The sequence below is a fragment of the Actinomyces glycerinitolerans genome, assembly GCF_900098745.1.
GTDB lineage: Bacteria > Actinomycetota > Actinomycetes > Actinomycetales > Actinomycetaceae > Actinomyces > Actinomyces glycerinitolerans.
The window spans coordinates 581,253-606,401 of record NZ_FQTT01000009.1; the positions used below are offsets into that span (position 1 = coordinate 581,253).

The 25,149-nt window shown below is 69.1% G+C and carries 22 protein-coding genes, 2 tRNA genes, 1 rRNA gene and 2 riboswitches; of the genes, 20 read left to right on the plus strand and 5 right to left on the minus strand.

From position 1 onward, the window contains the following. Positions 1-63: 63 nt before the first annotated feature. The 14 genes from ACGLYG10_RS06455 (at position 64) to ACGLYG10_RS06520 (ending at position 17,338) form a co-directional block, all read left to right on the plus strand. Positions 64-903, plus strand: coding sequence for a transporter substrate-binding domain-containing protein (locus tag ACGLYG10_RS06455; protein WP_073329188.1), 840 nt, complete (start codon positions 64-66; stop codon positions 901-903). Continuing rightward, a complete protein-coding gene (locus tag ACGLYG10_RS06460; protein WP_073329190.1) occupies positions 900-1,772 on the plus strand; it encodes an amino acid ABC transporter permease in 873 nt (290 codons plus the stop codon). Before ACGLYG10_RS06455 ends, ACGLYG10_RS06460 begins: the two co-directional genes overlap by 4 nt. Further along, on the plus strand, positions 1,769-2,512 hold the full coding sequence (locus ACGLYG10_RS06465; RefSeq protein ID WP_073329193.1) for an amino acid ABC transporter ATP-binding protein: 744 nt from the start codon (positions 1,769-1,771) through the stop codon (positions 2,510-2,512). Before ACGLYG10_RS06460 ends, ACGLYG10_RS06465 begins: the two co-directional genes overlap by 4 nt. Next, a complete protein-coding gene (locus tag ACGLYG10_RS06470; protein WP_073329196.1) occupies positions 2,509-3,219 on the plus strand; it encodes an alpha/beta hydrolase in 711 nt (236 codons plus the stop codon). Before ACGLYG10_RS06465 ends, ACGLYG10_RS06470 begins: the two co-directional genes overlap by 4 nt. Continuing rightward, entirely contained in the window at positions 3,216-4,472 is a 1,257-nt protein-coding gene (locus ACGLYG10_RS06475; RefSeq protein ID WP_073329198.1) for a DUF3027 domain-containing protein, read from the plus strand. Before ACGLYG10_RS06470 ends, ACGLYG10_RS06475 begins: the two co-directional genes overlap by 4 nt. Positions 4,473-4,584: 112 nt before the next feature. Continuing rightward, positions 4,585-6,057 (plus strand): NCS2 family permease, encoded by a 1,473-nt coding sequence (locus tag ACGLYG10_RS06480; RefSeq protein WP_073329201.1) that lies wholly within the window; start codon positions 4,585-4,587, stop codon positions 6,055-6,057. Positions 6,058-6,244: 187 nt separating this feature from the next. Beyond that, positions 6,245-7,585, plus strand: coding sequence for an MFS transporter (locus tag ACGLYG10_RS06485; RefSeq protein WP_073329204.1), 1,341 nt, complete (start codon positions 6,245-6,247; stop codon positions 7,583-7,585). A 140-nt stretch (positions 7,586-7,725) separates the two neighbouring features. Next, a complete protein-coding gene (locus ACGLYG10_RS06490; protein ID WP_073329206.1) occupies positions 7,726-8,400 on the plus strand; it encodes a metal-dependent transcriptional regulator in 675 nt (224 codons plus the stop codon). A 190-nt stretch (positions 8,401-8,590) separates the two neighbouring features. Beyond that, a riboswitch (cyclic di-AMP (ydaO/yuaA leader) is annotated at positions 8,591-8,754 on the plus strand. Further along, on the plus strand, positions 8,755-9,516 hold the full coding sequence (locus tag ACGLYG10_RS06495; protein WP_073329208.1) for a C40 family peptidase: 762 nt from the start codon (positions 8,755-8,757) through the stop codon (positions 9,514-9,516). A 221-nt stretch (positions 9,517-9,737) separates the two neighbouring features. After that, a riboswitch (cyclic di-AMP (ydaO/yuaA leader) is annotated at positions 9,738-9,897 on the plus strand. A 5-nt stretch (positions 9,898-9,902) separates the two neighbouring features. Then, positions 9,903-10,721, plus strand: a complete 819-nt coding sequence (locus ACGLYG10_RS06500) for a C40 family peptidase (RefSeq protein WP_073329210.1) — start codon at positions 9,903-9,905, stop codon at positions 10,719-10,721. A gap of 155 nt (positions 10,722-10,876) precedes the next feature. Next, a complete protein-coding gene (locus ACGLYG10_RS06505; protein ID WP_073329212.1) occupies positions 10,877-11,818 on the plus strand; it encodes a universal stress protein in 942 nt (313 codons plus the stop codon). Between the two features lie 100 nt (positions 11,819-11,918). Next, positions 11,919-11,994, plus strand: a tRNA-Arg gene (locus ACGLYG10_RS06510). Positions 11,995-12,778: 784 nt separating this feature from the next. Then, the gene (locus ACGLYG10_RS06515; RefSeq protein ID WP_073329214.1) at positions 12,779-17,056 is read left to right on the plus strand and encodes a DNA helicase; all 4,278 of its coding nucleotides are present in this window, start codon (positions 12,779-12,781) and stop codon (positions 17,054-17,056) included. 12 nt (positions 17,057-17,068) lie between these two features. Then, on the plus strand, positions 17,069-17,338 hold the full coding sequence (locus tag ACGLYG10_RS06520) for a transcriptional regulator (RefSeq protein ID WP_234415915.1): 270 nt from the start codon (positions 17,069-17,071) through the stop codon (positions 17,336-17,338). Positions 17,339-17,472: 134 nt separating this feature from the next. Here ACGLYG10_RS06520 and mscL read toward each other — a convergent pair whose 3' ends face one another. The 3 genes from mscL to ACGLYG10_RS06535 form a co-directional block, all read right to left on the minus strand. Further along, the gene (gene mscL, locus ACGLYG10_RS06525) at positions 17,473-17,853 is read right to left on the minus strand and encodes a large conductance mechanosensitive channel protein MscL (RefSeq protein WP_073329218.1); all 381 of its coding nucleotides are present in this window, start codon (positions 17,851-17,853) and stop codon (positions 17,473-17,475) included. A 117-nt stretch (positions 17,854-17,970) separates the two neighbouring features. After that, complete coding sequence (locus ACGLYG10_RS06530) at positions 17,971-18,666, minus strand: RcpC/CpaB family pilus assembly protein (RefSeq protein WP_348520386.1); 696 nt, start codon at positions 18,664-18,666, stop codon at positions 17,971-17,973. Between the two features lie 127 nt (positions 18,667-18,793). After that, positions 18,794-19,456, minus strand: a complete 663-nt coding sequence (locus ACGLYG10_RS06535; RefSeq protein WP_083565649.1) for a 5-formyltetrahydrofolate cyclo-ligase — start codon at positions 19,454-19,456, stop codon at positions 18,794-18,796. 120 nt (positions 19,457-19,576) lie between these two features. Between ACGLYG10_RS06535 and ACGLYG10_RS06540 the strand changes: the two genes are divergently transcribed. The 4 genes from ACGLYG10_RS06540 (at position 19,577) to ACGLYG10_RS06555 (ending at position 22,915) form a co-directional block, all read left to right on the plus strand. Then, a complete protein-coding gene (locus tag ACGLYG10_RS06540) occupies positions 19,577-20,788 on the plus strand; it encodes a molybdopterin molybdotransferase MoeA (protein WP_073329387.1) in 1,212 nt (403 codons plus the stop codon). After that, complete coding sequence (locus tag ACGLYG10_RS06545; protein WP_083565651.1) at positions 20,781-21,476, plus strand: GNAT family N-acetyltransferase; 696 nt, start codon at positions 20,781-20,783, stop codon at positions 21,474-21,476. The genes ACGLYG10_RS06540 and ACGLYG10_RS06545 overlap by 8 nt, the downstream gene beginning before the upstream one ends. 129 nt (positions 21,477-21,605) lie before the next feature. Next, positions 21,606-22,733, plus strand: coding sequence for a hypothetical protein (locus ACGLYG10_RS06550; protein ID WP_073329220.1), 1,128 nt, complete (start codon positions 21,606-21,608; stop codon positions 22,731-22,733). A gap of 109 nt (positions 22,734-22,842) precedes the next feature. Further along, positions 22,843-22,915 (plus strand) — tRNA-Ala (locus tag ACGLYG10_RS06555). Positions 22,916-23,188: 273 nt separating this feature from the next. Here ACGLYG10_RS06555 and ACGLYG10_RS06560 read toward each other — a convergent pair. Further along, on the minus strand, positions 23,189-23,491 hold the full coding sequence (locus ACGLYG10_RS06560) for a YgjV family protein (RefSeq protein WP_073329223.1): 303 nt from the start codon (positions 23,489-23,491) through the stop codon (positions 23,189-23,191). A 151-nt stretch (positions 23,492-23,642) separates the two neighbouring features. Between ACGLYG10_RS06560 and ACGLYG10_RS06565 the strand changes: the two genes are divergently transcribed. After that, positions 23,643-23,999, plus strand: a complete 357-nt coding sequence (locus tag ACGLYG10_RS06565) for a nuclear transport factor 2 family protein (RefSeq protein WP_244542594.1) — start codon at positions 23,643-23,645, stop codon at positions 23,997-23,999. Here the strand turns inward: ACGLYG10_RS06565 and ACGLYG10_RS06570 are convergent. Beyond that, positions 23,931-24,407: a hypothetical protein gene (locus ACGLYG10_RS06570; RefSeq protein WP_073329224.1), complete on the minus strand. Its 477-nt coding sequence runs from the start codon at positions 24,405-24,407 to the stop codon at positions 23,931-23,933. The two genes, ACGLYG10_RS06565 and ACGLYG10_RS06570, sit on opposite strands and share 69 nt — an antisense overlap. 389 nt (positions 24,408-24,796) lie before the next feature. On the opposite strand from ACGLYG10_RS06570, the gene ACGLYG10_RS06575 reads away from it, so the two are divergent. Then, positions 24,797-25,149: ribosomal RNA gene (locus ACGLYG10_RS06575) — 16S ribosomal RNA — on the plus strand; the annotation flags it as partial.

Genomic DNA, 25,149 nt, shown 5'->3' on the forward strand with positions numbered 1-25,149 from the left:
ACGCCTGTTCGATGACATGTCGATGGTTCCCTCTCCCAGACGCCGATCAAGAAGGTTCTGAACATGAGAAGAATCGCGAGCATAGTGCTGCTGTGCCTCGTGTCCCTGTCCTTTTCTGCATGCGGGTCGGGAGGCGATGGCGCGACGGGCCAAAGCAACGCGAAAACGCTGCGTGTCGGCGTCGAATGCGCCTATGCCCCCTACAACTGGGAGGAGGGAGAGCCCTCTGACACCAACGTTCCCATCAGCAATCACGAGGGCTTCTACGCCGAGGGATACGACGTGCAGATCGCCAAGTTGGTGGCGGACAATATGGGTGCGGAGCTGGAAATCGTCAAACTTCCCTGGGATGGACTGCTGGAGGCACTCAACCAGGGGCAGGTCGATGCGGTGTTCTCCGGAATGGTCGACTCCGACGAGCACAAGCAGGCGGCGGCCTTCTCCGAGATCTACGTGCCCCAGCCCACTGAGTACGGCGTGATGGTCAAGGCCGACGGTGACTACGCCTCGGCGACGGTGCCGGAGGACTTCGTCGGTGCGAGCCTGCTGGGACAGAAGGGCACCAAGCTGGACACGGTGATCGACCAGATTGACGGGGTCAACCACCTCCCTGCGGTGGACACCATCACCAACATGCTCGAGCGACTGGATGCGGGCACTACCGACGGCATTGTCATCAACCTTGAGTCCGCCGAGGCGTACCAGGCACAGTACCCGGATACGGTGGTAGTCGACTTCCCCGACGACGACGGGTTCGTCTTGGACTTCAACGGCGTGTGCGCCGGGGTGCGCAAGGATGACACGGCCCTGCTGGATGAGATCAATACGGCGTTGGCCTCCGTGTCCGCGGAGCAGCGACAGGATCTGATGGACTCGGCGATGGAGCTCGCGGGGCAGAAATGAGACGCGGCTGTAGATTCGCGGCCGTTGCTGCGGCGATCGCGCTGGTCGCGCTCGCCGCAGTGGTGTGGGTGATCCCCTGGTGTCGTGAGGTTGTGGCGCTGGAAGAGAACCCTGACGCGATGGTTCCGTCCATGGTCTACATGCTGTGCCACTCGCGCAGGCTTTGGCTCTCGGGCGTGTGGGGCACGCTGTCGGTGTCGGTGTTGGGAACTGTGACCGGATTCGTGCTCGCCGTCGGCCTGGTGTTCTTGCGCATCAACGCACCCGGCAGGCGGGACTCGCGGCCGCTGCGATTCGCCAAGAGCACGGGGGTGGACTTGGTGAAGTTGTACGTGACCATCTTCAGGGGAACACCGATGATGGTGCAGGCGGCAATCGTCTACTACGCGGGTTTTAACATCGTGCGCTCGGCCATGCCCAACGCCAGCATCACCGAGGTGAACCAGCGGTGGAGCTTCTTCATGGCCGCGCTGCTGACGGTATCGCTGAACTCGGCCGCGTACCTGGTGGAGGTGCTGCGTGGAGGCGTCGGTGCCCTCAACCGGGGGCAGCGGGAGGCGGCGGTGTCGCTGGGCTTCTCGAACTGGCAGACCATGATCAAGGTGATCTTCCCGCAGGCCGTACGCAACAGCCTGCCGTCGATCGGCAACGAGCTGGTGAACAACATCAAGGGGACCTCCGTGCTGACCATCATCGGCTACACGGAACTCATGTTCGCCACCTCCTCGGTCGCGGGCTTCTACTACAAGTACCTGGCCAACTACCTGACGGCCGCCGTCATCTACCTGATCCTCACGCTGTCGCTGACCTGGCTGCTCGAAACGAGCATGCGACGCATCGGGATTGCCCAGAAGGAGATCGCCGCATGAGCGAACCGATCCTGACGATTCGCAACCTGCGCAAGTCGTTCGGAGAGCTGAGTGTTCTCAAGGGCATCGACCTGACGGTTGTGCGTGGCGAGGTCGTCAGCATCATCGGGGCCTCCGGCTCCGGAAAATCGACGCTGCTTCGCTGCGTCAACCTGCTGGAGGAGCCCGACGGTGGGTCGGTGCTGTTCGACGGCGAGGACCTGAGCGATCCTCGCACGGACCTGCGGGCGCTGCGCGAACGGATCGGCATGGTCTTTCAGGGCTTCAACCTGTTCCAGCACAAGACGGTGCTGGAGAACTGCATGCTGCCGTTGACGACGGTGCGGCGCATGAAGCGCGCCGAGGCGCAGCAGGTGGCGGAGCAGGAGCTGGAACGGGTCGGCATGTACGAGTTCCGCGACGCCCACGTGGATGAGATCTCCGGCGGTCAGGCGCAACGCGCCGCCATCGCGCGTGCGTTGTGCATGCGGCCGGAGATAATGCTGTTCGACGAACCCACCTCCGCGCTGGACCCCGAGAAGGTGGGGGAGGTGCTGAACGTGATCAAGGCGCTCGCGGACAGCGGGATGACGATGCTCATCGTCACTCACGAAATGCAGTTCGCCGATGATGTCAGCGACCGGGTCGTCTTCATGGACGCTGGGGTGATTTGCGAAGAGGGGCCACCAAGCGTCGTGTTCCGCAACCCGCGCCAGCCGCGGACCAAGGAGTTCTTGAGCCGCTACCATCTGCGCTCGTGAACGAAACCGTAGCTGGTAAGCACGTGGAGCTTTTCGTGGCGCCGCAGCCCGGCGCGCCCCTGGTGGTGCTCAATACGGTGCAAGGCGAGGGACAGGCGGTGTGGCAGGCCGCTGCATCTATTGCCGAAGCGCCCTTCTCCCTGGCGGCGGTGTCCGGCATCGACTGGAACCATGACATGTCGCCCTGGCCGATTCCGGCACTCGGCCCCGAAGACGTGCCATGCACCGGCGGCGCCGACGCCTACCTCGACGTCCTGACGGGCCAGATACTGCCGCATGCGCTGGAACGGCTGCCGGCCGCCCCCGCCTACCTGGGTCTGGCCGGATACTCGCTTGCCGGCCTGTTCGCCGTCTACGCCAGCTACCGCACGGATGTCTTCTCCCGGCTTGCGAGTGCCTCGGGCTCGTTCTGGTTTCCGGGGTTCCTGGAGTACGCCGGCGCGCACCAGCCCGTGCGCCTGCCCGAGCGCGTGTACTTCTCGCTCGGGGATCAGGAGGCGAGCACGGCCGTGGAGCCGGTGCGCGCCGTCGAGGCCAACACCCGGGCGCTATACCGGGCCTATGCCGGCATGGGCGTCCAAACAGTCTTCGAGCTCAACCCCGGGGATCACTTCACCGGCGGTATCCAGCGGACCGCGCGGGCTATCGCCTGGATGGTAGGTGAGGGCGAGCGCCGGCCCGACCGTCCGCTTACACTTGAGCCGTGACTGACGCAGCGACTCAAAGGTCGAAGAACACGTCGAGCAAGCCGGTGCAGGCCGCGCGCGCCGCCGTCGTCGAGCCCGCGGGCGACCGTCCCGGTGCCCTGCCCACCCCGGCCGAGCAGGCCACGGCCGCCAAGGACCGGGTGCTGACCTCCGAGGCCGCCATCGAGGCCGCCCGGGCCGCCCTGGGCGAGATCACCGAACCGGTCAGCGTCGGCCCGTACACCGCCTCCCGGCAGCTGGACAAGCGGCTGATCACCCACCTGTTCGAATGCAACCTGGCCGGCTACCGCGGCTGGCGCTGGGCCGTGACCATGACCCGTCCGCCCCGCGGGCGCACCGCCACCATCTGCGAGCTGGAGCTACTGCCCGGCGAGGATGCCCTGCTTGCCCCCGCCTGGGTGCCGTGGGCGGATCGGCTGCGGCCCGGAGACGCCTCCCGCTCGGACCGGCTGCCCCGGCGGGAGACGGACGAGCGGCTCGAGCCCGGCTGGGAGGCCACCGGCGAGGACGGGGACACCGTGGCCCTGGATGAGCTCGACCTCGGCCGCGCCCGCGTGCTGTCCGCGGAGGGTTACCGCCGCGCCGCCCAGCGCTGGTACGACGGCGACCACGGCCCCGAGGCCGACGGCGTGCGCAAGGCCCACGCCACCTGCGCCACCTGCGGGTTCCTGGTGCCCATGAGCGGGCGCCTGCGCAACACCTTCGGCGTGTGCGCCAACGAGTGGGCCGCCGACGACGGGCGCGTGGTCTCCCTCGACCACGGCTGTGGCGCCCACTCCGAAACCGACCTGCCGGATCAGGGGCCCGAGTGGCCGGTGACGCCTGCGCGCCTGGACGAGGCGGCCATGGAGCCGCTGGCCACCAACGGCACGGACCTGCGCGGCGGGCGCAGTCGCGACGAACTCACCGACCAGGAGGCCGCGCAACCGGAGCCGACCACTGTCGGCGAGGCCGAGGCCCAGGACGCGGACACCTCCGCCGACCCGACCGAGAAGACCTCGCGCAGGTCCCGCAAGTCCATTGCCGCCCAGGACGCCGCGGCTGACTCGGTCCCCGAACAGTCCCCGGAGGAGCCGGAGACTGCGGAAGAAGAGGATCCGGAGGCCACCGTGGCCTCGCGGCGCGCCGCCTCGGCTCGCGACGCCGTCGCCGACCTGGCCCTCGAGCACGCCCACCACGACGACGCCGCCGCTCCCCAGGCCGCTGCCGACGCCCTGGCCGCCCTGGAGGCCTCGCTGCCTACCCGCTCTTGAGCCTCCCCGCGCTCGCGGGCGGCGCCGACCCCGCCGGGCCTGGGCGTCGGCGGCGTCCCAAGGGGTGGCCGGAGTTTCGTTGCTGCGGCCGCGTCTGGGACAATCACGACACGTGACCACACATACCCCATCTCCCACAACGTCAGCAGCGGCCGGGGCGCCGGATTCCCGCAGCGCGATCGACCGCTTCTTCCACATCACCGAGCGCGGCTCCACGGTGGCGCGTGAGGTACGCGGCGGAATCGTCACGTTCTTCACGATGGCCTACATCCTCGTGCTCAACCCGCTGGTGCTGTCCACGCCCCACGAGGGGATCGCGCCACTGGGCACTACCGAGCAGATCGCCGCCGGCACCGCCTTCGTCGCGGGCGTCATCACCATCCTCATGGGCCTGGTGGCGAACTATCCCATGGCACTGGCCGCAGGACTGGGCATCAACGCCATGATCGCCTACACCCTGGTCGGCATGAACGGCATGACCTACGCCGACGCCATGGGCCTGGTGGTGATCGAGGGCGTCATCATTCTGGTCCTCGTGCTCACCGGATTCCGGGAGGCCGTGTTCAAGGCCGTCCCGCCGGACATCAAGACCGCCATCTCGGTGGGCATCGGCCTGTTCATCGCCCTGATCGGCCTGGTGGACGCCAAGGTCGTCCGCGCCGGCGGCACCCCGCTGGAACTCGGCCTGGGCGGCTCCCTGCAGGGCTGGCCCGTCCTGGTGTTCCTGTTCGGCCTGTTCCTGATACTCGTGCTGCACGTGCGCAAGGTGCGCGGCTCCATCCTCATCGGCATCGTCGCCTCCACCATCCTGGCGGCCCTGATCGAGGCCTTCGCCCACCTGGATGCCTTTGACGAGACGACCAACCCCACCGGCTGGTCGCTGTCCATCCCCGCCCTGAAGGGGGCGCCCGTTGAGCTGCCGAGCCTGGCGACGCTGGGCCACTTCAGCCTGCTGGGCAGCGTGGAGAAGGTCGGCGTCGTCTCCGTGGTGCTGCTGGTCTTCTCCCTCATGCTCGCCGACTTCTTCGACACCATGGGCACCATGGTGGCCATCGGTGCCGAGGGCGACCTGCTGGATGAGAACGGCAACCCGCCGCGCACCCGCGAGATCCTCGTCGTCGACTCTCTGGGCGCGATTGCCGGCGGTGCCGGGGGCGTGTCCTCCAACACCTCCTACATCGAGTCGGCCGCGGGCGTCGGCGAGGGTGCCCGCACCGGCCTCGCCTCCGTCGTCACCGGGGTGTTGTTCCTGGCCAGCATGTTCATCGCCCCGGTCGTCTCCATGGTGCCCTACGAGGCGGCCACGCCGGCGCTGGTGGTGGTCGGCTTCCTGATGATGACCCAGGTGACGGACATCGACTGGAAGACCCCCGAGATTGCCCTGCCGGCCTTCATCACCATCATCATGATGCCGTTCTCCTACTCCATCACCAACGGCATCGGCGCGGGCTTCGTCTCCTACCTGGTCGTCCAGCTGGCCCGCGGCAAGGTCAAGGACATTCACCCACTGATGTGGGTCGCCTCGGTGCTGTTCGTCATCTACTTCACGCTCGAGCCCATCAAGGCGATCCTCGGCGTCGGCTGATGGCCGGATCCGAGCGCCAGACGGCGCCCGGTGCACACGAATCGGGGGCGACGACGCGGCTACGGTCACGTCGTCGCCCCCTGTCTGTCCCCGGTGTACAGACGTACAATTGACCGATCCCAAAAAAGCGCGCATCCCAGCGGGTGCGCCCGTCGTCACACCGCGAAACTGGAGTTATCTCCCCACCGTGAGCAGCACCTTCGAGTCACTCAAGTTCCACAATTATCGGATCTGGTTCTTCGCCGCGCTCGTGGCCAATATCGGTACCTGGATGCAGCGCGTCGCTCAGGACTGGTTGGTGCTGCGCATACTGACCGACGACTCCGCCTCCGCCACCGGCGTCACCACGGCGCTGCAGTTCCTGCCCGCCATGCTGTTCAGCGCCCACGCCGGACTGGTCGCGGACCGGGTGGACCAGCGCAAGTTCCTCATCTTCACCCAGACCGCCATGGGCGTGGTCTCCCTGATCCTGGCCGCCGACGTGCTCGCCGGCCATGTGGCGCTCTGGCACGTCTACCTGGCCGCCTTCGGCACCGGGCTGGCCTCCGCCTACGACTCCCCGGCGCGTCAGATCTTCGTCGGCCGGATGGTCCCCGCCGAGAACCTGGCCAACGCGGTCGGACTGAACTCGGCCTCCTTCAACGCCGCGCGCCTCATCGGCCCGGCGGTCAGCGGCCTGGTCATCGCTTGGATCGGCCCGGGGTGGGTCTTCCTGGTCAACGCTCTGACCTTCCTGTTCCCGGCGCTGGCGTTGGCGAGCATGCGCGTGTCGGAGCTGTATGACGTCCCCCGCGCCAAACGGGCCAAGGGACAGCTGCGGGCGGGCCTGGCCTACATCCGCCACCGCACTGACATCATCGTGATCATCGCGGTGATCACGATCGTGTCCATGTTCACCCTCAACTTCCAGGTGACCATGGCGGCCATGGTGCGCTCCGCCTTCGACCTGGAGTCCGACGCCTATGGCAGCGTCTCCTCGATCTTCGCCATCGGCTCCCTGGCCGGGGCCCTGTGGGCGGCGCGGCGCAAGTCCCCGCGGGTACGCACCCTGGTGGTCGCGTCCTTCTTCCTGGGTGTGTTCACGATCGCCATGGCGCTGATGCCCAGCTACCAGCTGTTCGCGCTCTCCTCGATCCCGGTGGGCTTGTGCGTGCTGACGGTGCTCACCAGCGCCAACCAGACCATCCAGCTGAACACGGAGCCGGCCATGCGCGGGCGCGTCATGAGCATCTACATGATGTTCTTCCTGGGCACTAACCCCATTGGGGCGCCAATCGTGGGCTGGGTGTCGGACCAATGGGGACCGCGCGTAGCCATCCTGGCCGGTGGAATCGCCGCCGTAATCGTGGCGGTGGCCGCCGGCATCTGGGCGCGGCGCCACTGGCACATCGACTTCGCCTACTCCTCCACCCGCCCCTTCCTGACCACCGTCGGCCCGCGTGAACGCGCCGCAGGTAGCGCTCCTGGCGACGGCGCGGCGGGCGCCGCGGAGGCAGACACGCCCGGCGCTCCCACCGCCTCGGAGTAGCTCGCGGGGCCGGATGATCGAACCCGTCATCGGCGTCGGAGCCGGGGACCGATATCCTGTTCACGCACATGCGCATACGCCGCACCCCGGCTACGGTCAGCCGTGCTGCATCGGTCAGTGGTCATCGGAGGAGGCACCAGATGAGCGAGTTAATCGACACTACCGAGATGTACCTCAAGTCCGTGTACGAGCTTGAGGAAGATGGCGTGCTGCCGCTGCGCGCGCGCATCGTTGAGCGCCTAGGCCACTCCGGCCCGACCGTGTCTCAAACGGTCGCCCGCATGGAGCGCAGCGGCCTTATATGGGTTGCCGACGACCGCTCCCTTCAGCTCACCGACGAGGGGCGCCGTCGGGCCACCGAAGTTATTCGCAAGCACCGACTTGCTGAAAGGCTGCTCCTGGACGTGATCGGCTTGGATCGCAGACTCGTTCACGACGAGGCCTGCCGGTGGGAGCATGTGATGAGTGAGCAGGTTGAGGACCGCCTGGCGGCGATCCTGGGTGAGGTCACCTCCGACCCCTTCGGCAACCCGGTTCCCGACCGCGTCCCCACCCACCCCGCCCCCGCAAGTGACGAGATCAGCGCCGAGCGCCTGGTCCGCGACGGGCGCTCAGACGCCGTCGTCTCCCGTGTGGGAGAGCCCATCCAGGCCGACGACGTCGTCATCGCTCAGCTAGAGGATGCCCGCATTGGGGCGGCTATTCCGGTCCGGCTCACCGCCACGGTCGGCGGCATCCGCGTCAGCCGACAGGACGACGACGCCTCTGTACTCCTGCCCAGTGCCCTGGCCAGGCACCTCTTCCTCAAGCGCTGAACCGGCACGATCGGCCCCGGCAGTGGTGCGGCGGGCCGAGAATGTTGCCCGCGCGACCCCGCCGTGGGAGATTCCACAGCGGGAGCGGCGGAGAAAACTACCCATGGACGGGGGAACTTCATTAACTTAGATGCCGCAGCCGGCACCCCTCGGCTGTGGAGGCGCCCGCGGAGCCCAAGCCTGCCGGCGCGAGCCGCCTCCGCCAACGACTTTTTCCGGCAGGCCCGGGGGAACCACTTCTCCGGCCGTGACGCTCCGGCGGACGCGGCCTCGGGGTGAAGCCCGCAGCACGCGGGCCGGGCGTCTCCCGCCCGAACCCGACAGCTAACCTCGTCGGCTCTGCAGGAGAATTCATTGTCTACAAACGTCAAGGCCCGCCACCGCAAGGCCGCGCGTCCGCTGACGCCTCTGACGGACGCCGCCCCGGTTGCGCGCCGCGGGCTTGCCGTCGCCGCCTCCTCCGGCCTGGCCCTCACCATGATCGCTTCGGGTGCCAACGCGGCCAGCGATGACGCGGATGCCACCGGCTCGGCCGGCGCACTCAGTCAGGCCGGCGTGGCCGCACTGGCCACCGATGCGCGCGAGGTCGTCACCACCAACGCCGCCATTTCGACCGGTTCGGAGACGAACTGGAGCGAGGACGTCGTCGAGGCCGCCACCGTCACCGCCACCGCCCCAGTGGTCGAAGAAGAGCCCGAGGTCGAGGAGGCTGTCGAAGCCGAGGAGACCGCAGAGGTCTCGGATACCGTGGAGGCGAGCGAGACCACCCAGGTGGCCGCCACGACCTCCACCGGCGAGGGCATGGTCGCGCTGGCTATGCAATACGTCGGCACTCCCTACGTATGGGGCGCCTCCGGCCCGTCTTCCTTCGACTGCTCCGGCCTGGTGTCCTACATCTACGCCCAGTACGGCATCAGCATCCCGCACCAGTCCGGCCAGATCCGCGCCATCGGCACGCCGATCTCCGCGGACGAGGCTCGTCCCGGAGACATCCTGTGGTGGTCCGGCCACGTCGGCCTGTACGCGGGCAACGGCATGATGGTGGACGCCACCCCCTCGAAGGGTGTGTCTTACCGGGCCGTCTACTCCGGTGTGACTTACCTGCGCGTCAGCTGACCGCACTCGCCCCGCACCCCACCCCCGGGGAGCGGGGCGTTTTTGTGTCCGCGTGGCCGGGGACGGGGCGGCAGGCGTGGACACCGCAACCGGCATGTGCGACGTTTCACGGCGGTGTGCGTGATCCCGCCGTGACGCCGGGAGGGGTCTTCGGGTAACGTGTTCACCGTTGCGGGCGCTAGCCGCTCGTGGCGCTGGAAACGAGGCCTAATCCTGCCGCTCGGTTCCGGCAGCCATATCCCACATACCAAGGCAGGAACGGGGGAACCAAAAGCGGCTCCGGCATCGACTGGAGCCTTGGGGTGAAGCCCGCGTGATGCGGGCCGGGCGTCTCCAGTCCGAACCCGACAGCTCACCTCGTCGGCATCTCAGAGGAGAACCACTACATGACAACACGCACCTCGGCTCGGCACCGCAAGGCCGCTCGGCCGTTGACCCCGATGAACTCAGTCGCTCCGGTCGCCCGCCGTGGCTTCGCAGTGGCCGCATCCTCGGGTCTGGCCCTGGGCATGATCGCTTCCGGTGCCTCTGCCGCGAACACCAACGAGGCCGCGCAGTCCGCCGGCTCACTTGAGACTCAGGGCGTGGGTGCGCTCGCCGCCGAGGCGCGCACTGCCGTCTCCACCAACGAGGCCGTGCAGGTCGCCGACTCCGTCTCCGTCCCCAGCGACGTCGAGACCGTGGACACCCCGACCGCCGAGGCCCCGGTCATTGAGGTCGAGGAGGAGCCCGAGGTCGAGGCGACCGAGGAGACCGAGGTCGCCGCCGACGTCGCTGCCACGGATGCGACGGCCGCCGACGCGGCGGGCACTACCGAGGCCATCGCCGACGCCACCCAGGCCGCGGCCACCGCCGCGCCCGCCAACGCGTCCGGTTCCTCCGTCGTCTCGATCGCCATGCAGTACACCGGCATGGCCTACGTCTACGGCTCCAATAACCCGGCCAACGGCGGTTTCGACTGCTCCGGGCTGGTCCAGTACGTCTACGGCCAGGTCGGCATCTCCCTGCCGCGCACCTCGTACGCCCAGGGCGCCTCCGGCACGATCGTGTCCGCGGCTGCGGCCCAGCCGGGCGACATCGTCTACTACGGCGGCCACGTCGGGATTTACGCGGGTGGCGGCATGATGATTGACGCCGGTAACCCGAGTGTCGGCGTGTCCTACCGCGCCGTGTACGGCTCCCCGCAGTATGTGCGCGTGGGCTGAACCGTACGCTTAACTGCTTCCTGACGTGGGGGCGGTCGGCCGTGTGGCCGGCCGCCCCCACGTGCTATCTTCAAAACGTGTTTTGGAACACGCCCGCCCGCAGGGCACAATGAGTCGGGTCGAGTACCCGATGCTCGAAGAAAGGGGCACAACCCATGGCTGAAGACAAGGTCGTCCTCGTCGGAGTTGACGGCTCACCCGAATCCCTGGAGGCGGTTGACTGGGCGGTTGACCGTGCGGCTTGCAGCGGCTGGCGCGTGCACATCCTGTGCGCCTACTCCTTGCCTTCCTTCACCACCGCCTCGCTCGACGGCGGCTACGCCGCTCTGGATGACTCGGCCGTGCGCTCCGGCGCCGAAGCGGTCGTCAACGAGGCGGTCGCCCGCGCCCAGGGGCGGGGCGTAACCGTGACCAGCTCCCTGGAGACCGGAGATCCAGCCGGCGTGCTGGTTGACCTGTCCGAGGACGCCTCCCTCGCCGTGGTGGGCACTCGCGGCGGTGGAGGCTTCGCCGACCGGCTGCTCGGAACCGTGTCCTCGGCCCTACCGGCGCACAGCCACTGCCCCGCCGTCGTGGTTCCGCGCCACACGGAGGGCTCTGCCTTCACCCCCGTGCGCCGCATTGTCGTCGGCGTCGACGGTTCCGATTCGGCGCGCAAGGCCCTGAGGTGGGCGGTGCGCGAGGCCGAGGCCTGGGGCGCTGAGCTGACCGCGATCGCAGCCGTCCCCATGGCCTCTGGTGCGGGGGCGCTCGCCTGGCTGCCCGCCGCCGTTGATCGCGAGCAGGTTCTCACCGACGTGCGCTCGGGCCTGGACCGGGCCATCGCCGAGGCCACCGAGGGCCACCCCGACGTCGTGGTGCGCCGCCACGCCCTGGACGGCAACGCCGCCGAACTGATGTCCGAGTTCTCCACCGCGGTCGACCTAGTGGTGGTCGGCTCTCGCGGTCGCGGCGGCTTCTCCGGACTGCTGCTGGGCTCGGTCAGCCAGGGTGTTCTCTCACACGCTTCCTGCCCCGTCATGGTGGTTCCCGCTCGCACGCGAGAAGAGGACGTACGCGTGGGCCGCACTCAGACCACCCCCTGGTCGCGCGCCTGACGGAGACGATGCCGGTCGCGCACGCGGTCGGCACCACTCGAACCGGCGACGGAATTGGGGACGGGTTGCGATCGGGTAGGATCGCAGCCGTCCTCAGCCGGCCCTCGTAGCTCAGGGGATAGAGCACCGCTCTCCTAAAGCGGGTGTCGCGCGTTCGAATCGCGCCGGGGGCACCAGCCGCCTTCCCGCACAACCACGCGGAAACCGGGCCATCAGCGCGAACGCGGTGCTTTAGGCCGGAGTGCCGTGGAGACGCCGGGTTTCGGGGTTTTTCGGTGCGGGCGTGCCGCTGTAGACCGGCGTGCTGTGAGGCTGCCCGCCGCCGGACTGCACTGTTCGGACCGCTTTCCTCTGTGTGGACCGTCAGCCTCCATTTGGACCGCCGTAGTGCGCCACTGGGGCGGTCCAAATCGGCTTTTCCGGTTTGGGGGTGTGGTGGTTGTGGCGGGCTGCGGCAGTACTGTCACCGATGTCCTGAGCCATAACACGGGGTGGGGTGTGTGGTGTGCCGGTTGGGCGTTAACGACGCTACTTGACGTTCTGCTGTACACCTGCAGTTCCTTCAGCAGACGGTTAACCGGCGTTGTTAACCCCGTAGCGGCGTAGCAGACCGGGAAGTGGCGTAGCAGACGGTCCCGCTTCCAGGCGAGCCTGTCAATGGGTTTGTGGGTGTGGCCGGGTCGCGTGGCGGGCGTGGGGCGAAATGAAGGCGGCCGGTCCGACGACGTCCTCGGCGACCCGAAAACGACCTCACGCACCCGAATACGACCTCCGGTCCCGGACAACGACCACCCACACGCAGCTCCGGCCCGAACCACCACATCCACAAACACGAAGAGCCCATTAGGTAGGCAGGTTCTCGCCGTGCCGGTGTGGCTCCGTCGGGACATCGCCGCAGATTCCCGCGCTATCGGTGAGTCGGCGCCGCCCGCCGCGGCCGGGCGGATATCGTGAGGAAATATGACGCCTCCACTGTTCTCTCTGGGCCGCAACCGGCACGACGCCGGGGCGCAGACGCGCGACCCCGAGGACGTCGACCTGCCCGCGGACCCCGCCGCGGCCACGCAGTCCGGTGGCACCCCGGTGTCAGACGCCGAGCGTCGGGCCCGTATCGACGAGGCCCTCGACGACTGGCGCCAGGAACTGGCCGACCTCGGCGGCACCTCCAGCCTCGACGCCTTCTCCGACCACGACGGCATTGTCGACCTGACCGCCGCCCACCCCTCCGGCCTCGCCCAGCTGTACGCAGGCCGCCCGACCCACCTGGGCAGCCTCGTGCGCGAGCGCGTCGCACTCGGCATCGCCCGGCAGTCCCTGCATGAACTCGCCAGCCGCACCGACCAGCTCTCCCGTCGGTTCGGCGTGGCTCCCGTGTACCTGGCCATTGGCGTGGCCGGCTGGACCGAGCCGGTACCCACAGCGGATGACGACGATGCCTTCCCCACGCCCAGCCCGGCAGACGATGCTGCCGCAGCCGGCCCCGCCGCCGCACGAGCCGCCGCGAACGCCGAGGCTGACGCCTCCGACGATGGCAGCGCCGATCCGGAGGCTCCCGAAGCGGCGCCCTCTGCCACGCCTGCCGCCGACGTGACCGACACCGACGCGCCCTCCGCCCGGCCGGTCGCCGTGCGCACCGTCAGCGCTCCCGTGCTTCTGCGGCCGGTGCGGCTGTCCAGTGCCGGCGCGGATGCCGCCCTCACCCTGGATACGTCGATCGAGGTCAACCCGGTCCTGACTCGGGCGCTGCGCCGCCATGGCTGCACGGTGGACGTCGACGTCGTCGCCCGCGCCACCCTGGCCGACGACGGCTTCACCCCGCGCGACGCGCTCAGCGGCATCGGCTCGCTCGGACGCGAGTTCCTGCCCGGCTTCGAGATCCACGAGCGGCTCGTCGTCGGCGCCTTCGTCCACCCCGGGCAGGCGCTCCTCGAGGACTTCGACGCCACCGTCGACCGCGCCCGCACTTCTGCACTCGTGGCCGCGCTCGCCGGCGACGCCGAGGCCCGGGCCGCCCTGGATGTGGCCCTGCCTGAGCCCAACCCCACCGATCGGGCCCCCGAAGATGAGCGGGGCGTGGGCGACTTGGATCCGGCTCAACTCGACGCTGTCGAGGCGGTGGGCTCCGGCGCCTCCCTGCTGCTGGATGCGCCCCCCGGCTCCGACGTGGCCGCCGTCCTCGCCGCCATCATGGCCGACGCCGCGGCTCTGGGCCGCACCGTGCTGCACGTGCCCGCCACCAGCGCCGACGGGCACGCCGTGGCCGCCGCCCTGCGCGAACTCGGCCTGGGCTCCATCGTGATCGACCTCACCGAGGACCCCGCCTGGCGGCGTCATGCCGCCGAGGAAATCAAGACCGCCATGGGCGTCAACGTTCCCGACCTGGACGTGACCGCCATCGTCGGCATGCGCAATCGCCTGACCTCCGTGCGCGAGAAGCTCTCCCGCTACGTGGCCGCCCTGCACAAGCCGCGCGAACCGTGGGGTGCCTCCGCCTACGACGCGCTGCAGCAGCTCGCCGAACTCACCTCCGGCCGCGCCCGCACCAACGCCCGCGTCACCCCCGGACACCTGGAGCGCCTGAACGCCGACGGACGCCGGCGCGCGTCCGAACTGCTGCACCGAGCCCACGCGCTCGGCCTGTTCACCTCCGCCCTGGCGGATTCGGCCTGGAACGGTATGGCCGTGGCCGACGTCGACGAGGCCACCGACGCGCTGGCCCGACTGACCCGGCTCGCCGACGAGCTGCTGCCCGCCGTCGGTGAGCATATTGAGGCGGTGCACACCTCCACCGGCATCACCCGCGCCGAAACGCTCGGCCAGTGGTGTGAGCAGCTGGAAATGCTCGACGGCGTGCGCGACTCCCTGGACGTCTTCTTGCCCGAGGTCTTCGAACGCTCTGCGGCCGACATGGTCATTGCCACCGCCTCGAAGCACTGGCGCCAGGAGCACAGCGTGGAGATGGGCTATGCCGCCCGGCGCCGGTTCGTCAAGCAGGCCCGGGACCTGGTGCGCCCCGGCCGGGAAGTGGCCGACCTGCATGGGGAGCTGGCCAAGGTGCAGCAGCGCCGCGAGGTGTGGCGCCGCTACGACCCCGAGGGCGGCTGGCCGCACCTGCCACAGGGATTGGACCAGATGCAGCGTGTGGCCGAACGCGCCCGCGACGCCGTGACCGCGCTGCAGCCGATTATCGGCGCGGACATGGTCCTGATGGACCTGCCGTTGACCGAGTTGGAGCAGCGCGCCCGCGTGCTGGCTGCCGACGACGTCACCGTCCACAAGCTCCCGGAGATCAACCGCGTGGTCACCGCCCTCAGCGACCTGGGCCTGACCCCGCTGCTGGACGACCTGGCGGCACGTGATGTGGAACCGGCACAGATCGATGACGAGCTCACCTACTGCTGGTGGTACTCCCTGCTCGGGCAGATCATGCAAGACGACCCCGACCTGGGCGGACTGGACGCGGACGCCCTCAACGACCTCGCCGTATCCCTGCGCGAGCTGGACGCCTCTCAGGCCGACTCTCTGGCCGGCCCCGTCGCCCAGGCCTGCACCCGCCGCGTCCGCGAGACCGTCGACGCCGACAAGGACGCCGCCCGTAGCCTGTACCGCGCCCTCTCGCTGGAGGAGGGGGTGCCACTGCGCGACATCATTGCCGCCCACCCGCTGGCCCTGGTCGCCAAGCCCGTGTGGATCATTCCGCCCACGCTGGTGCCGCAGGTGTTCACCGCCGACGCCGTGGTGGACCTGGCGATCCTGGACGCCTCCGCCCACGTGCCGGTGTCCCGGGTCATGCCCGCCTTCGTGCGCGCCGAGCAGGTGCTCGTCGTCGGTGATCCCCGCCGCTCAACCTCCGGGCTGGCCTCCGAACTCGGCCCGCTGCTGCCGCGGGTGACGCTGCCGACCGGCCGCAACACCCTGGATGCGGAGATTGCCGGCTTCCTCGCCGCCAACGGCTACGACGACGTCGTTGAGGCGATCCCGGCGCCGCCGGGCCGCTCCCGCCTGTCTCTTTCCCTGGTCGACGGCCGGGGCATGCCCGCTCCGGGGCACACCGCCGTTGAGTCGGTTCCCGCGGAGGTCAACCGGGTGGTCGACCTGATCATCGACCACGCCCTGACCCACCCCGAGCAGTCCCTCGGCGTCATCGCGCTCAACGCCCGACACGCCGAGGAGATCCGCCGCGCCACGACCGCCGCCGTTGCCGGCTCACCGGCCCTGGCCGACTACTTCGAGACGGGCGTATCCGAGCCCTTCGTCGTCGTGGACCTGGGGGAGGCGCGCTCGCTGCGCCGTGACCACATCATCGTCTCCGTCGGCTACGCCAAGACTCCGCACGGGCGCACGATCCACAACTTCGGGGAGGTCAGCGACCTCGGCGGCATGCTCGGCCTAGTGGACGCGCTGTGCGCCTCGCGCGGCAGCACCCAAATCGTGTCCTGCCTGGGACCCGACGACATCGACGCCGAGCGCCTGCACGCTCCCGGTGCCCGACTGCTGCGCGAGGTGCTGGTGCATGCCGCCGACTCCGGTGCGCAGTACCCGCAGCAGGAGGAGGTCGCCCCCGAGCGGCTGCTCGTCGAGCTGGCCGAGCACCTGTGGCGCAAGGGGCTGGTGGTGGTGCCCCGCTACGGCATTGAAGGCGGGGTGCGCATCCCGCTGGCCATCGGCCACCCGGACCTGCCGGGCGAACTGCTGGTCGCCGTGCTTACCGACGACGAGCAGTACGTGGCGGAGCGGAGCCTGCGTCGGCGTGACCGGCACTGGGTGGAGCGGCTCCAGCAGCGCGGCTGGCGCGTGCACATGGCCTACTCGGCGGGCGTGTTCGTCGACGTGGAGGGGGAGGCGACCAAGATCGAGGCGCAAGTGCTGGCGGTGCTCGCCTCCCGCACCGAGGCCGCGACGGCCACCCCCCTGCCGCAGCACATGGAGGACGCCGAACCCCATCCCGTCGAACCGGCGGAGTCAAGCGCGACCGGGCAGTCGGGGAAGACGGCATCCCCGCACCAGACCCAGCTTGACGCGCCCGTGCGCGGCGAACGCCCGCCGATCGCGCAGGGGCTGCCGCTACAGGCCTACTCCGACGACCAGCTCGACGAGCTCGTCGCCTGGATCCGCTCCGACGGCGTGCAGCGCAGCGAGGCCGAGGAGGTCGAGCAGCTGCGCGACGCGCTGGCCCTGACCCGTCACGGGGCCGGGATCGACGCCGTGCTGACCAACGCCGTGCGCCGGAGCCGCTGAACGATGGGCGACTTGCACACACACGACGCGGATGAGGCGCCCGACGTGACGGGGGCCGGTATCAGGCGTGGTAGGCGTCGCGTCGTCGCGCTGTCCCCACAGGACGCGGTCCGCGTGGCCCGGGGCGAGGCACCGCAGGCGCAGGCGGAGGCGGAGCGTCGACGCGGCACGGACGCGCTGACCGACGCGCGTTCTCGCGAGGGCGGGGTCAATGGCCGTGAGGGCTCCGACCGCGCCAATGACGCCCGGCTGCTGCGCGAAGTGCCACCCCACTGGGGCTGAGCCGCCCGCAGCGGCGAAGGCCGCGCGCGGACGAAATAAAACGAAGTGGCACCCGCCGTAAGACGGACGCCACTTCATTTCTCCTGGCTCCGACCGTCGGCGTCACGGCCGACCGGTGGGAGCCAGTGATCGGCTCAGCCCTGCTGCTTGAGCAGGTCGCGGATCTCGGTCAGCAGCTCGACGTCGGTGGGCTCGGCGGCCTCCTCCTCTTCCTTCTTCAGGCGCGCGGTGAGCTTGTTCATCGGCGCGACGACGCAGAAGTAGACGGCGGCGGCGACGAGCAGGAAGTTGACGAGCGCGGTGATGATCGTGCCCGGCTGGATCGGGTCGGAGCCGTTGATGGAGAACTGCAACACGGAGTTGAAGTTCGGCTGCTTCACCAGGGCGCCGATGATGCCCATGATGACGTCGGTGATGGCCTGAACGATGGGGGCGAAGGCGCCACCGATGATGACGGCGACGGCCAGTTCCAGGACGTTGCCCTGGGCGATGAACTCCTTGAATCCCTTGAGCATGTGGTGCCTTTCGGTGTGGAGCGAGGGCGCAGGTGTGCCACTCGCGGAAGTCACGGTGCGGGAGCGACTCGGCAGCCCGGGGACGGGCCGCGGCCGCATGGCAAGAGGCGGGCGACGTCATGGGCTCAGCACAATGCCGAGCGCACCATTCGTGGCTGCGCCTACGATTAGGTTAGCGTCCACCGCCGGGACAGCAAGCGTAACGAGTGTGACCTTCGTCTGTGCGGTCCACCGGTCGGTATCGCCCTCCTGCTGCGTGAGCACCACCCGCGCGCCCGCACACACGACGGCGGAGGAGCTGCCCGCGTCTCCGACGGCCGCCGCGGCGCTGCGCTCGGCCACCACATCTACCCGCGCTCCGGGCTCCGCCAACTCCGCTCCAACATCGATGGGCACCTGCACCAGCCGCTCCGACGGCGTCAGGGTGGTGGCCAGGGCCGCACTCGTCATGGACGTGGTCAGCACCGTGCCCTCCTCCAGGGCGATCGCGGCGCGACTGCCCACCACGTCCGTGTCGGCCAGCCCGGTCTCGGGCAGGGCGGACTGCGCCACCGCCCGCATCTCAATGTCCGCCTCGGTCAGCACGGCACCGGCGTTGACGTGGCGGGCCGCTACAAGCACCTCCTGCAGACCCTCCGGTGCCGGGCGGAGCACGCCGAGCGCCGCCATCACGGCGGCGGCCAGACAGACGGCGACCACCAGGTGGCGTTGCCGCCACAGCAGCAGGGACGGGCGCGTCGGGCGGCGCCCGTCGGGTTGCGGGGAGTGGTTGGAACGAGGCGTGCGGCCGGGGCGACGGCGAAGGCGAGACATGGACTCAAAGTGGCACAGCCCGCTCACGCGCGCGCCGGCCCTGTGAATGGAACGGGCGTGGGGTGTCGCCAACCGCCCCTGTGGACTGCGGTGACGGCGCGGCCGCGGCGAGGGGTGCCGACGGCGGTCAGTCCTGGTCGGTGGGGGAGGCGGCGAAGGCCGAGCCCTCCAGCAGGAACCACTCGTCGGGAGTGATGACGACGTCGACGGGCGCATCGTGCGCCTGGGCTGGCAACGGACCGGCCACCAGCTCGTCGTCGTGCACCACCGCGAACACCGGCACGCCGGCGCGGCGCAGTGGCAGCACCCGGTCGTACCAGCCGCCGCCCTGGCCCAGTCGCCGGCCCGAGCGGTCGACGGCGAGTGCCGGCACGATCACGGCCTCGGCGTCGGCAATGGCGGCGGCGGGCAGCACCTCACCGCTCGGCTCCGGCGGGCGGCCGGGGGAGCGCTCCGCCAGGTCGGCGACCCCGTGGAAGTAGCCCCAGGAGCGCGCCAGGTGCGGGCCGAGCACGGGCAACAGCACGCGCGTGCCGGATTCTTCAAGTTGTTGCAGTAGCAGTCGGGTGCACGGCTCGTGGCCCACGGACACGTAGGCGGCCACCGTGTCCATGCCGGAGATGGCCTGGAGGATATGGGCGGTGAGCCGCTCACAGGTGTCGTTGTGACCGTGCTCGGGGTGGCGGTGGCGGGCGGCGCGGTGCTCGCGCAGAACACGGCGCAGTTGCTCCTTGGCGTCGTCGGCCGCCAGTGAACTGGTGTCTGGCAGGACGCGTGCCCGAGTGCTCATGACTGCATTATCGCAGGTGGTCCGCAACCCGGTTTGCTGCCGGGCCGTCCGACGCGGCCAGGTAGCCTGGTGCGCGGTACGCCCGGGAACCCGGCCGGGCAGGAGGAGGACGAAGCCCACATGCGCACTGTTGCTGAGCACCTGGCGGCCTGCCTGGAGATCGCCCGGGCCGCGGCCCCCCTGGACGTGGTGCTGCTGGACGCGGTCGGCTGCGTACTGGCCGAGGACGTCGTCGCCGACCTTGACCTGCCCGCGGTAGACCTGGCCGGACTGGACGGCTATGCGGTCGCCGCCGCCGACGTCGCCGATGCCGCGGCCGGAAGCCCCGTCACCCTGGAGGTGATGGATGCCGTGCGCGCCGGCGACATGCGCCCCACCCGCCTGGTGCCGGGCGCGGCCATCCTCATCGACTCCGGCGCCCCGCTACCACTGGGTGCCGACGCCGTGGTGCCGTGGACGGACACGGACCGCGGTGAATCCCGCGTGCAGGTGCGGGCGATGGTGACCGCCGGAGAGAACGTGCGCCGTCGGGCCGAGGACGTGCAGGCGGGCACCACCGTGCTGCCGCAGGGCTCGCGCATTTCGGCGCGTCAGATCGCGCTGCTGGCCGGTATCGGCCGCCACCGGGTCAAGGTGCATCCGGCGCCGCGCGTGGTCATCATCTCCGTCGGTGACGAACTCGTTGAGCCCGACGGCTCCCGCGAGGCCGGCGACGTTTTCGACGCCAACGGCCACGCCCTGGCGTGCGCCGTCACAGATGCCGGCGGCCAGGCCTTCCGGGTGGCGGCGGTGCCCGACGAACTGGGGGCGCTGGCGGAGACCATCGAGGACCAGTTGGTGCGCGCCGACGTGCTCATCACCACCGGCGGCCTGAGTGTGGGCCAGGGCGACACGGTCAAGGACGTGTTGACACCCCTGGGTACGGTGCGCTTCGACTCCGTGGCCATGTCGCCGGGACGCCAGCTGGGCGTGGGCACGATCGAGGGCACACCGATCTTCTGCCTGCCCGGGGACCCTGTGAGCGCGCAGATCGCCTTCGAGACCTTCATTCGCCCGGTGCTGCGGCAGATCGCCGGCTGGCAGGACCTGCATCGCGCCTCGGTGCCCGCGACGCTCGCTTCCGGCTGGCACTCGCCGGCCCGCAAGCGGCAGTTCGTGCCCGTACACCTGAGCGGTTCGCCGGCGCGCGGCTACACCGCCGAGCCGACGGGGCGGCCGGGCACTACGCGTCTACTGGCGCTGGCCCAGGCCAACGCGATCGCCGTCGTCCCCGAAGACACGCAGACCATCGTCGCCGGCGACACGCTGTACTGCCTGCTGCTCGATGCCTGACCTCCGCTTACCGACGGCGATTGGACACCTCGGCGATCTGTTACACCCGGGCGGGAACCGCTTCCCCTGGCCGGAGGTCCTGACCGAGTCGGGGGTGAGTGCGCGCGGCCTGGCGCGCGGGCCGCGCACCGTGACGCTGCGCCCCATCCGCGTAGGCGACGAGTCGGCCTGGCGACGGCTGCGCCTGGCCGACGACGCCCGACTGAGCCCCTGGGAGGCGACGCTGCCGCCGGACAGCCCCGACGCCCTCGGCAGTTTCCGCGACTATGTGCGCGCCCAGAATCGACTTGCACGCCGTGGCGAGGCCATGCCCTTCGTGCTGGAGGTGGACGGCGTGTTCGCGGGGCAGGTGTCGGTTTCCTCCATCCGCTGGGGGGCGCTGGAGTGCGCGAGCGTGGGCTACTGGATCGGCGCCCCATGGGAGGGACGCGGAGTAATGACCCTGGCGGTGGCGATGGTGCTGGACCACCTCCTTGGCGCCCGGGTCGGTCTGCACCGGGTGGAGATCGACGTGCGCCCGAGCAATGCGCGCAGCCTGGCCGTGTGCCGGCGCCTCGGACTGCACTCCGAGGGGGTGCGGCGGGGACTGATGCACATTAACGGGCAGTGGGCGGATCATGTCACCTTCGCCGTCGTCGCAGAGGACGCCCCGGCAGGCGGATTCGTGGGGCGGCTGAGGCAAGTGTGAAAGCTGTTGCACGGGTGGCGCGGGCCGGGGATTCGGAACGGAATTGCTAATGGAATCGCGGCCACAACCGGCGCCAACACGCCGCGGTCGTGCCCGAATTCCGCCGCCCGTGCCCTCTACGGTTAAGCCGTGGGAATCGAAACGTGGGCGCTGCTTGCACTCGTCGCGGTTCTCGCCGTGTACCTACTGCCATTCCTGGTCGGGCGCCGCGAGGCGATGAGTATGGCCAATGCGGAGGACCGCTACTCCTCGGGGCTGCGGCTTCTGGCCACGGGGAGCGCAGCCGTCTCCGGGGAGGGCTGCGGTGGTGGGCACGCCATGATCTTTCGACGCCGACCGGAGGTGAGGGCGATGAACAGGCCCGAAGTCAGGAATGTGCGGGCGCTGCGCAAGGAGCGTGAGCTCGTGCGCCTGCGCCAGGCGCATGAGCGCGCTCGTGAGCGCCGCCGGGTGGCCGCCTCCCACCGCGCCACGGTCGCACTGATCCTGCTCGGCGTCACGGCGGGCACAGTCGTGGTTGCCGCGGTTTCTGTGATGCCGTGGTGGGTGGTTGCCATTCCCGGTGCGCTGCTCGGGGGATCCGCGCTCGCGGGACGACGGGCGGCGCGCGCCTCGGCGGCCTCCGACCGGCGTGAGCGTCGTCGTATTGCCGCACTCGAACGGGAACTGACGGCGCTGACCGGCAGCTCCGCCGCGAGCCGGTTGCTTGCGGACGCGTCTGTTAAGGCGGATGAGCAGGCCCAGCCGCGGCATGACGCCGAGGCCCCGGCTCAAGAGACGGCTGCACAGGCGACAGACGCGCAGGAGACCGCTGCGCAGGAGACGGAAGCCGCGGCGGTGGCATCCGACGCCGTCGAACGCGACGAGCCGACCGTGGCGGCCGGTGTCCAGGAGGGATCGGAGCCGGGCGATAAGGCGACTCCGGCGGAGGCTTCCACCGAGGAGCCCACCGCGCCCCCGGAGGTCGTCGATGCTGAAACGCGCGGCGACCAGCGCGAGGCGAAGGCTCCGGCGACGCCGCCGCAGGGCTGGCACCCGGTCAGCGTTCCGGCGCCGACCTACACGCTGGCCGCCCGCGCTCCGCGTCGTAGCTATGAGCCGCCCGCGGAGGAACCCTTCGACTCTGCGCCGGTTCCCGAGCGTCCGCGCAGCGCGCACGCCTACCCCATCGCCGATCCCGAGGTGGGGGCGGATGAGCCGGTATTCCACCCCATCGACCTGGAGGCGGTGCTGGAACGGCGTCGCGCCGGTGCCTGAAACGCGGCCGGGGCGGCAACGGTTTCCGGTGCCGGCTGTCGGTGGCGTGAGTCACGGCGCCCGGACTTGCGGGCCGCCGCGGCTGCGGTGCTACCATCTACCGTGCTCAGGGGCTATGGCGCAGTTGGTAGCGCGTCTCGTTCGCAATGAGAAGGTCGGGGGTTCGAATCCCCCTAGCTCCACCGCTGAAGTGGAATTGATCGTCCCGCCCGGTTGACCGGGTGGGACGATTCGTTGTTTCAGGCGCCGGATGGACCGCTTGGCTGTGCCTGCCGTCCGTTCAGTCAATGAACAACGCTGCGGTATGCGCCGACCGCCCGGCCCCATCGCTGATGCTGCTCGCGCTGCGGCAGGGGCCGGGCTGTGGTTGGTGCGTCGGCAGCGTTTTGCGCTTGCCACTCATTTCCGCCGCCTTGCTTGGCTTGCTTCTGACCGCGTCGACGTCGTCCGTGCGGTCAATCCTCCGACAGCACATCCTCCACTGAGGGGCGTTCATCGCGGTGCGTAGCCGGCGCGGAATCGGCCGTCAGCGGAGCGGTGCCGCGCAGCCGCAGCAGCCAGTACAGATCGATGAGTGCGATGGTGGCGTTCATGCCCACGGCGGGCCAAACCCCAAGGACCACGTTGTACGCGGTGGCTATGAGTGAGCCGGTGAGGTTGAGGCCGCGGAAGGTGCGCTGATTAGCTACCACGAGCGAGATGACGACGAGACCGGATCCGATCCATCCGATGATTTCGAGGACTGTACGAGTGTCCACGTAAGCTCCTGGACCTGCCCGGCTGGTCAATGCCTTAGCACTGCCTTGGCACTGGTCGAGTCTGAACGCCTCGCTGCCGGGGCGCTAAAGACTATCCGGGTGTCGCATACCGGGCAAGGTGCTCCAGTACGCCTGCTTGTAGGATCACAGCGTGGAGGCGCTGTCGGACCGCGAACTGGAGTCGATCGTGGCGCGCTTCTTCGTTGCGGAGAACGCGAGGGATTGGCGTGCGTATGCCACGTTCCTACACCCCCAAGTCGAGTGGACTCTGATCGACGGCAGCCGTGAGCGCAAGATCGTTGGGAAAGAGCGGTACCTGCATGCAATCAAGTCCGCTTACGCGAACTCCGCCACCACGTTCCGTTGTGTTGAGGCGATGAGTGATCGTGAACGGCGACTGATTGCGACGATGTTGGTCAATGATGACGGTGAGCGATCCCTAGACGTGTTCGTCATCGAGGACGGGCTCATCCGGCGTGAGTGGGAGTTCCTGCTGGGACGTGCGTGAGCGCGTGTGGGCGGCGGCGGGGGTGCCGGGAACGGCATCGGCCGCAAGCTGGTGCCAGGCCAGGCCAATGCCGTCGACTTGTGCCAAGGCGTTGAAAACGGCGTCCGCACCGGCTTGAATTCCATCGGAGACGTCCTCGCCCCCGGACACGATGTCGATGGAGCTGACCGTGGCAGACGGATCGCCGGCGACCGGGAACACGGCCCAGCCTTCATGCCCCTGCACGCCCTTGGCATCGGTGGGGAGTGTCGCGAGAAATCGCTCCAGGGCATGTGCAGCCAACTGTGGCGTGGGGTGGGAGACGGACACCCTCAGAATCGCCGCCGCTGTCGGATCGCGCCGGTGCCACAGCCAGTCGTAGTCCACCGCGTAGCGTTCGCGGTCGCCGCCGGAGGAGCGAGGAGCCATGTGGCTACCCTAACTGTGGCCGCGGAGCGGTGGCGGCACCTGAGTGCCGGACGTCACTTCCAATCTGTTTGACGTCATCCCGGCCGATATGCCTAAATTACTCCTCGCTGCCGCGCGGGCCTGCGGGCGAGTGCGGTGGCATGGAGAAATAGATAGTCGGGCTGCGGCATCATCGATGTCGGCGATGGACTCGAAAGAGACTGGGATCACCGATTTCGGGCTTGACGAGCGTCAGACGGTCCGGCTAATCTACTCCAGGCCTTGAGGGAAGAGGCGAGTCTGACGGCTTTCCGAAACCTTCGTGGGTGTGTTGTTTGGGATCTCGATAGTGTGTCGTGTTTGTTTGTTTTGTTGGTTTTTTTGTTGGTTTCTTTGTTTGGTTTTTGTTTTGTTTGGAGAGTTTGATCCTGGCTCAGGACGAACGCTGGCGGCGTGCTTAACACATGCAAGTCGAACGGGCTGGCTCTGGTTTTTTGCTGGGGTTGGTTAGTGGCGAACGGGTGAGTAACACGTGAGTAACCTGCCCTCTTCTCCTGGATAACTGCTTGAAAGGGCGGCTAATACGGGGTGGTCTGGCCTGCCTGCATGGGTGGGTTGGTATAGGTTCAACTTTGGTTGTTCTGGTGGGGGATGGGCTCGCGGCTTATCAGCTTGTTGGTGGGGTGATGGCTTACCAAGGCTTTGACGGGTAGCCGGCCTGAGAGGGTGGACGGTCACACTGGGACTGAGATACGGCCCAGAC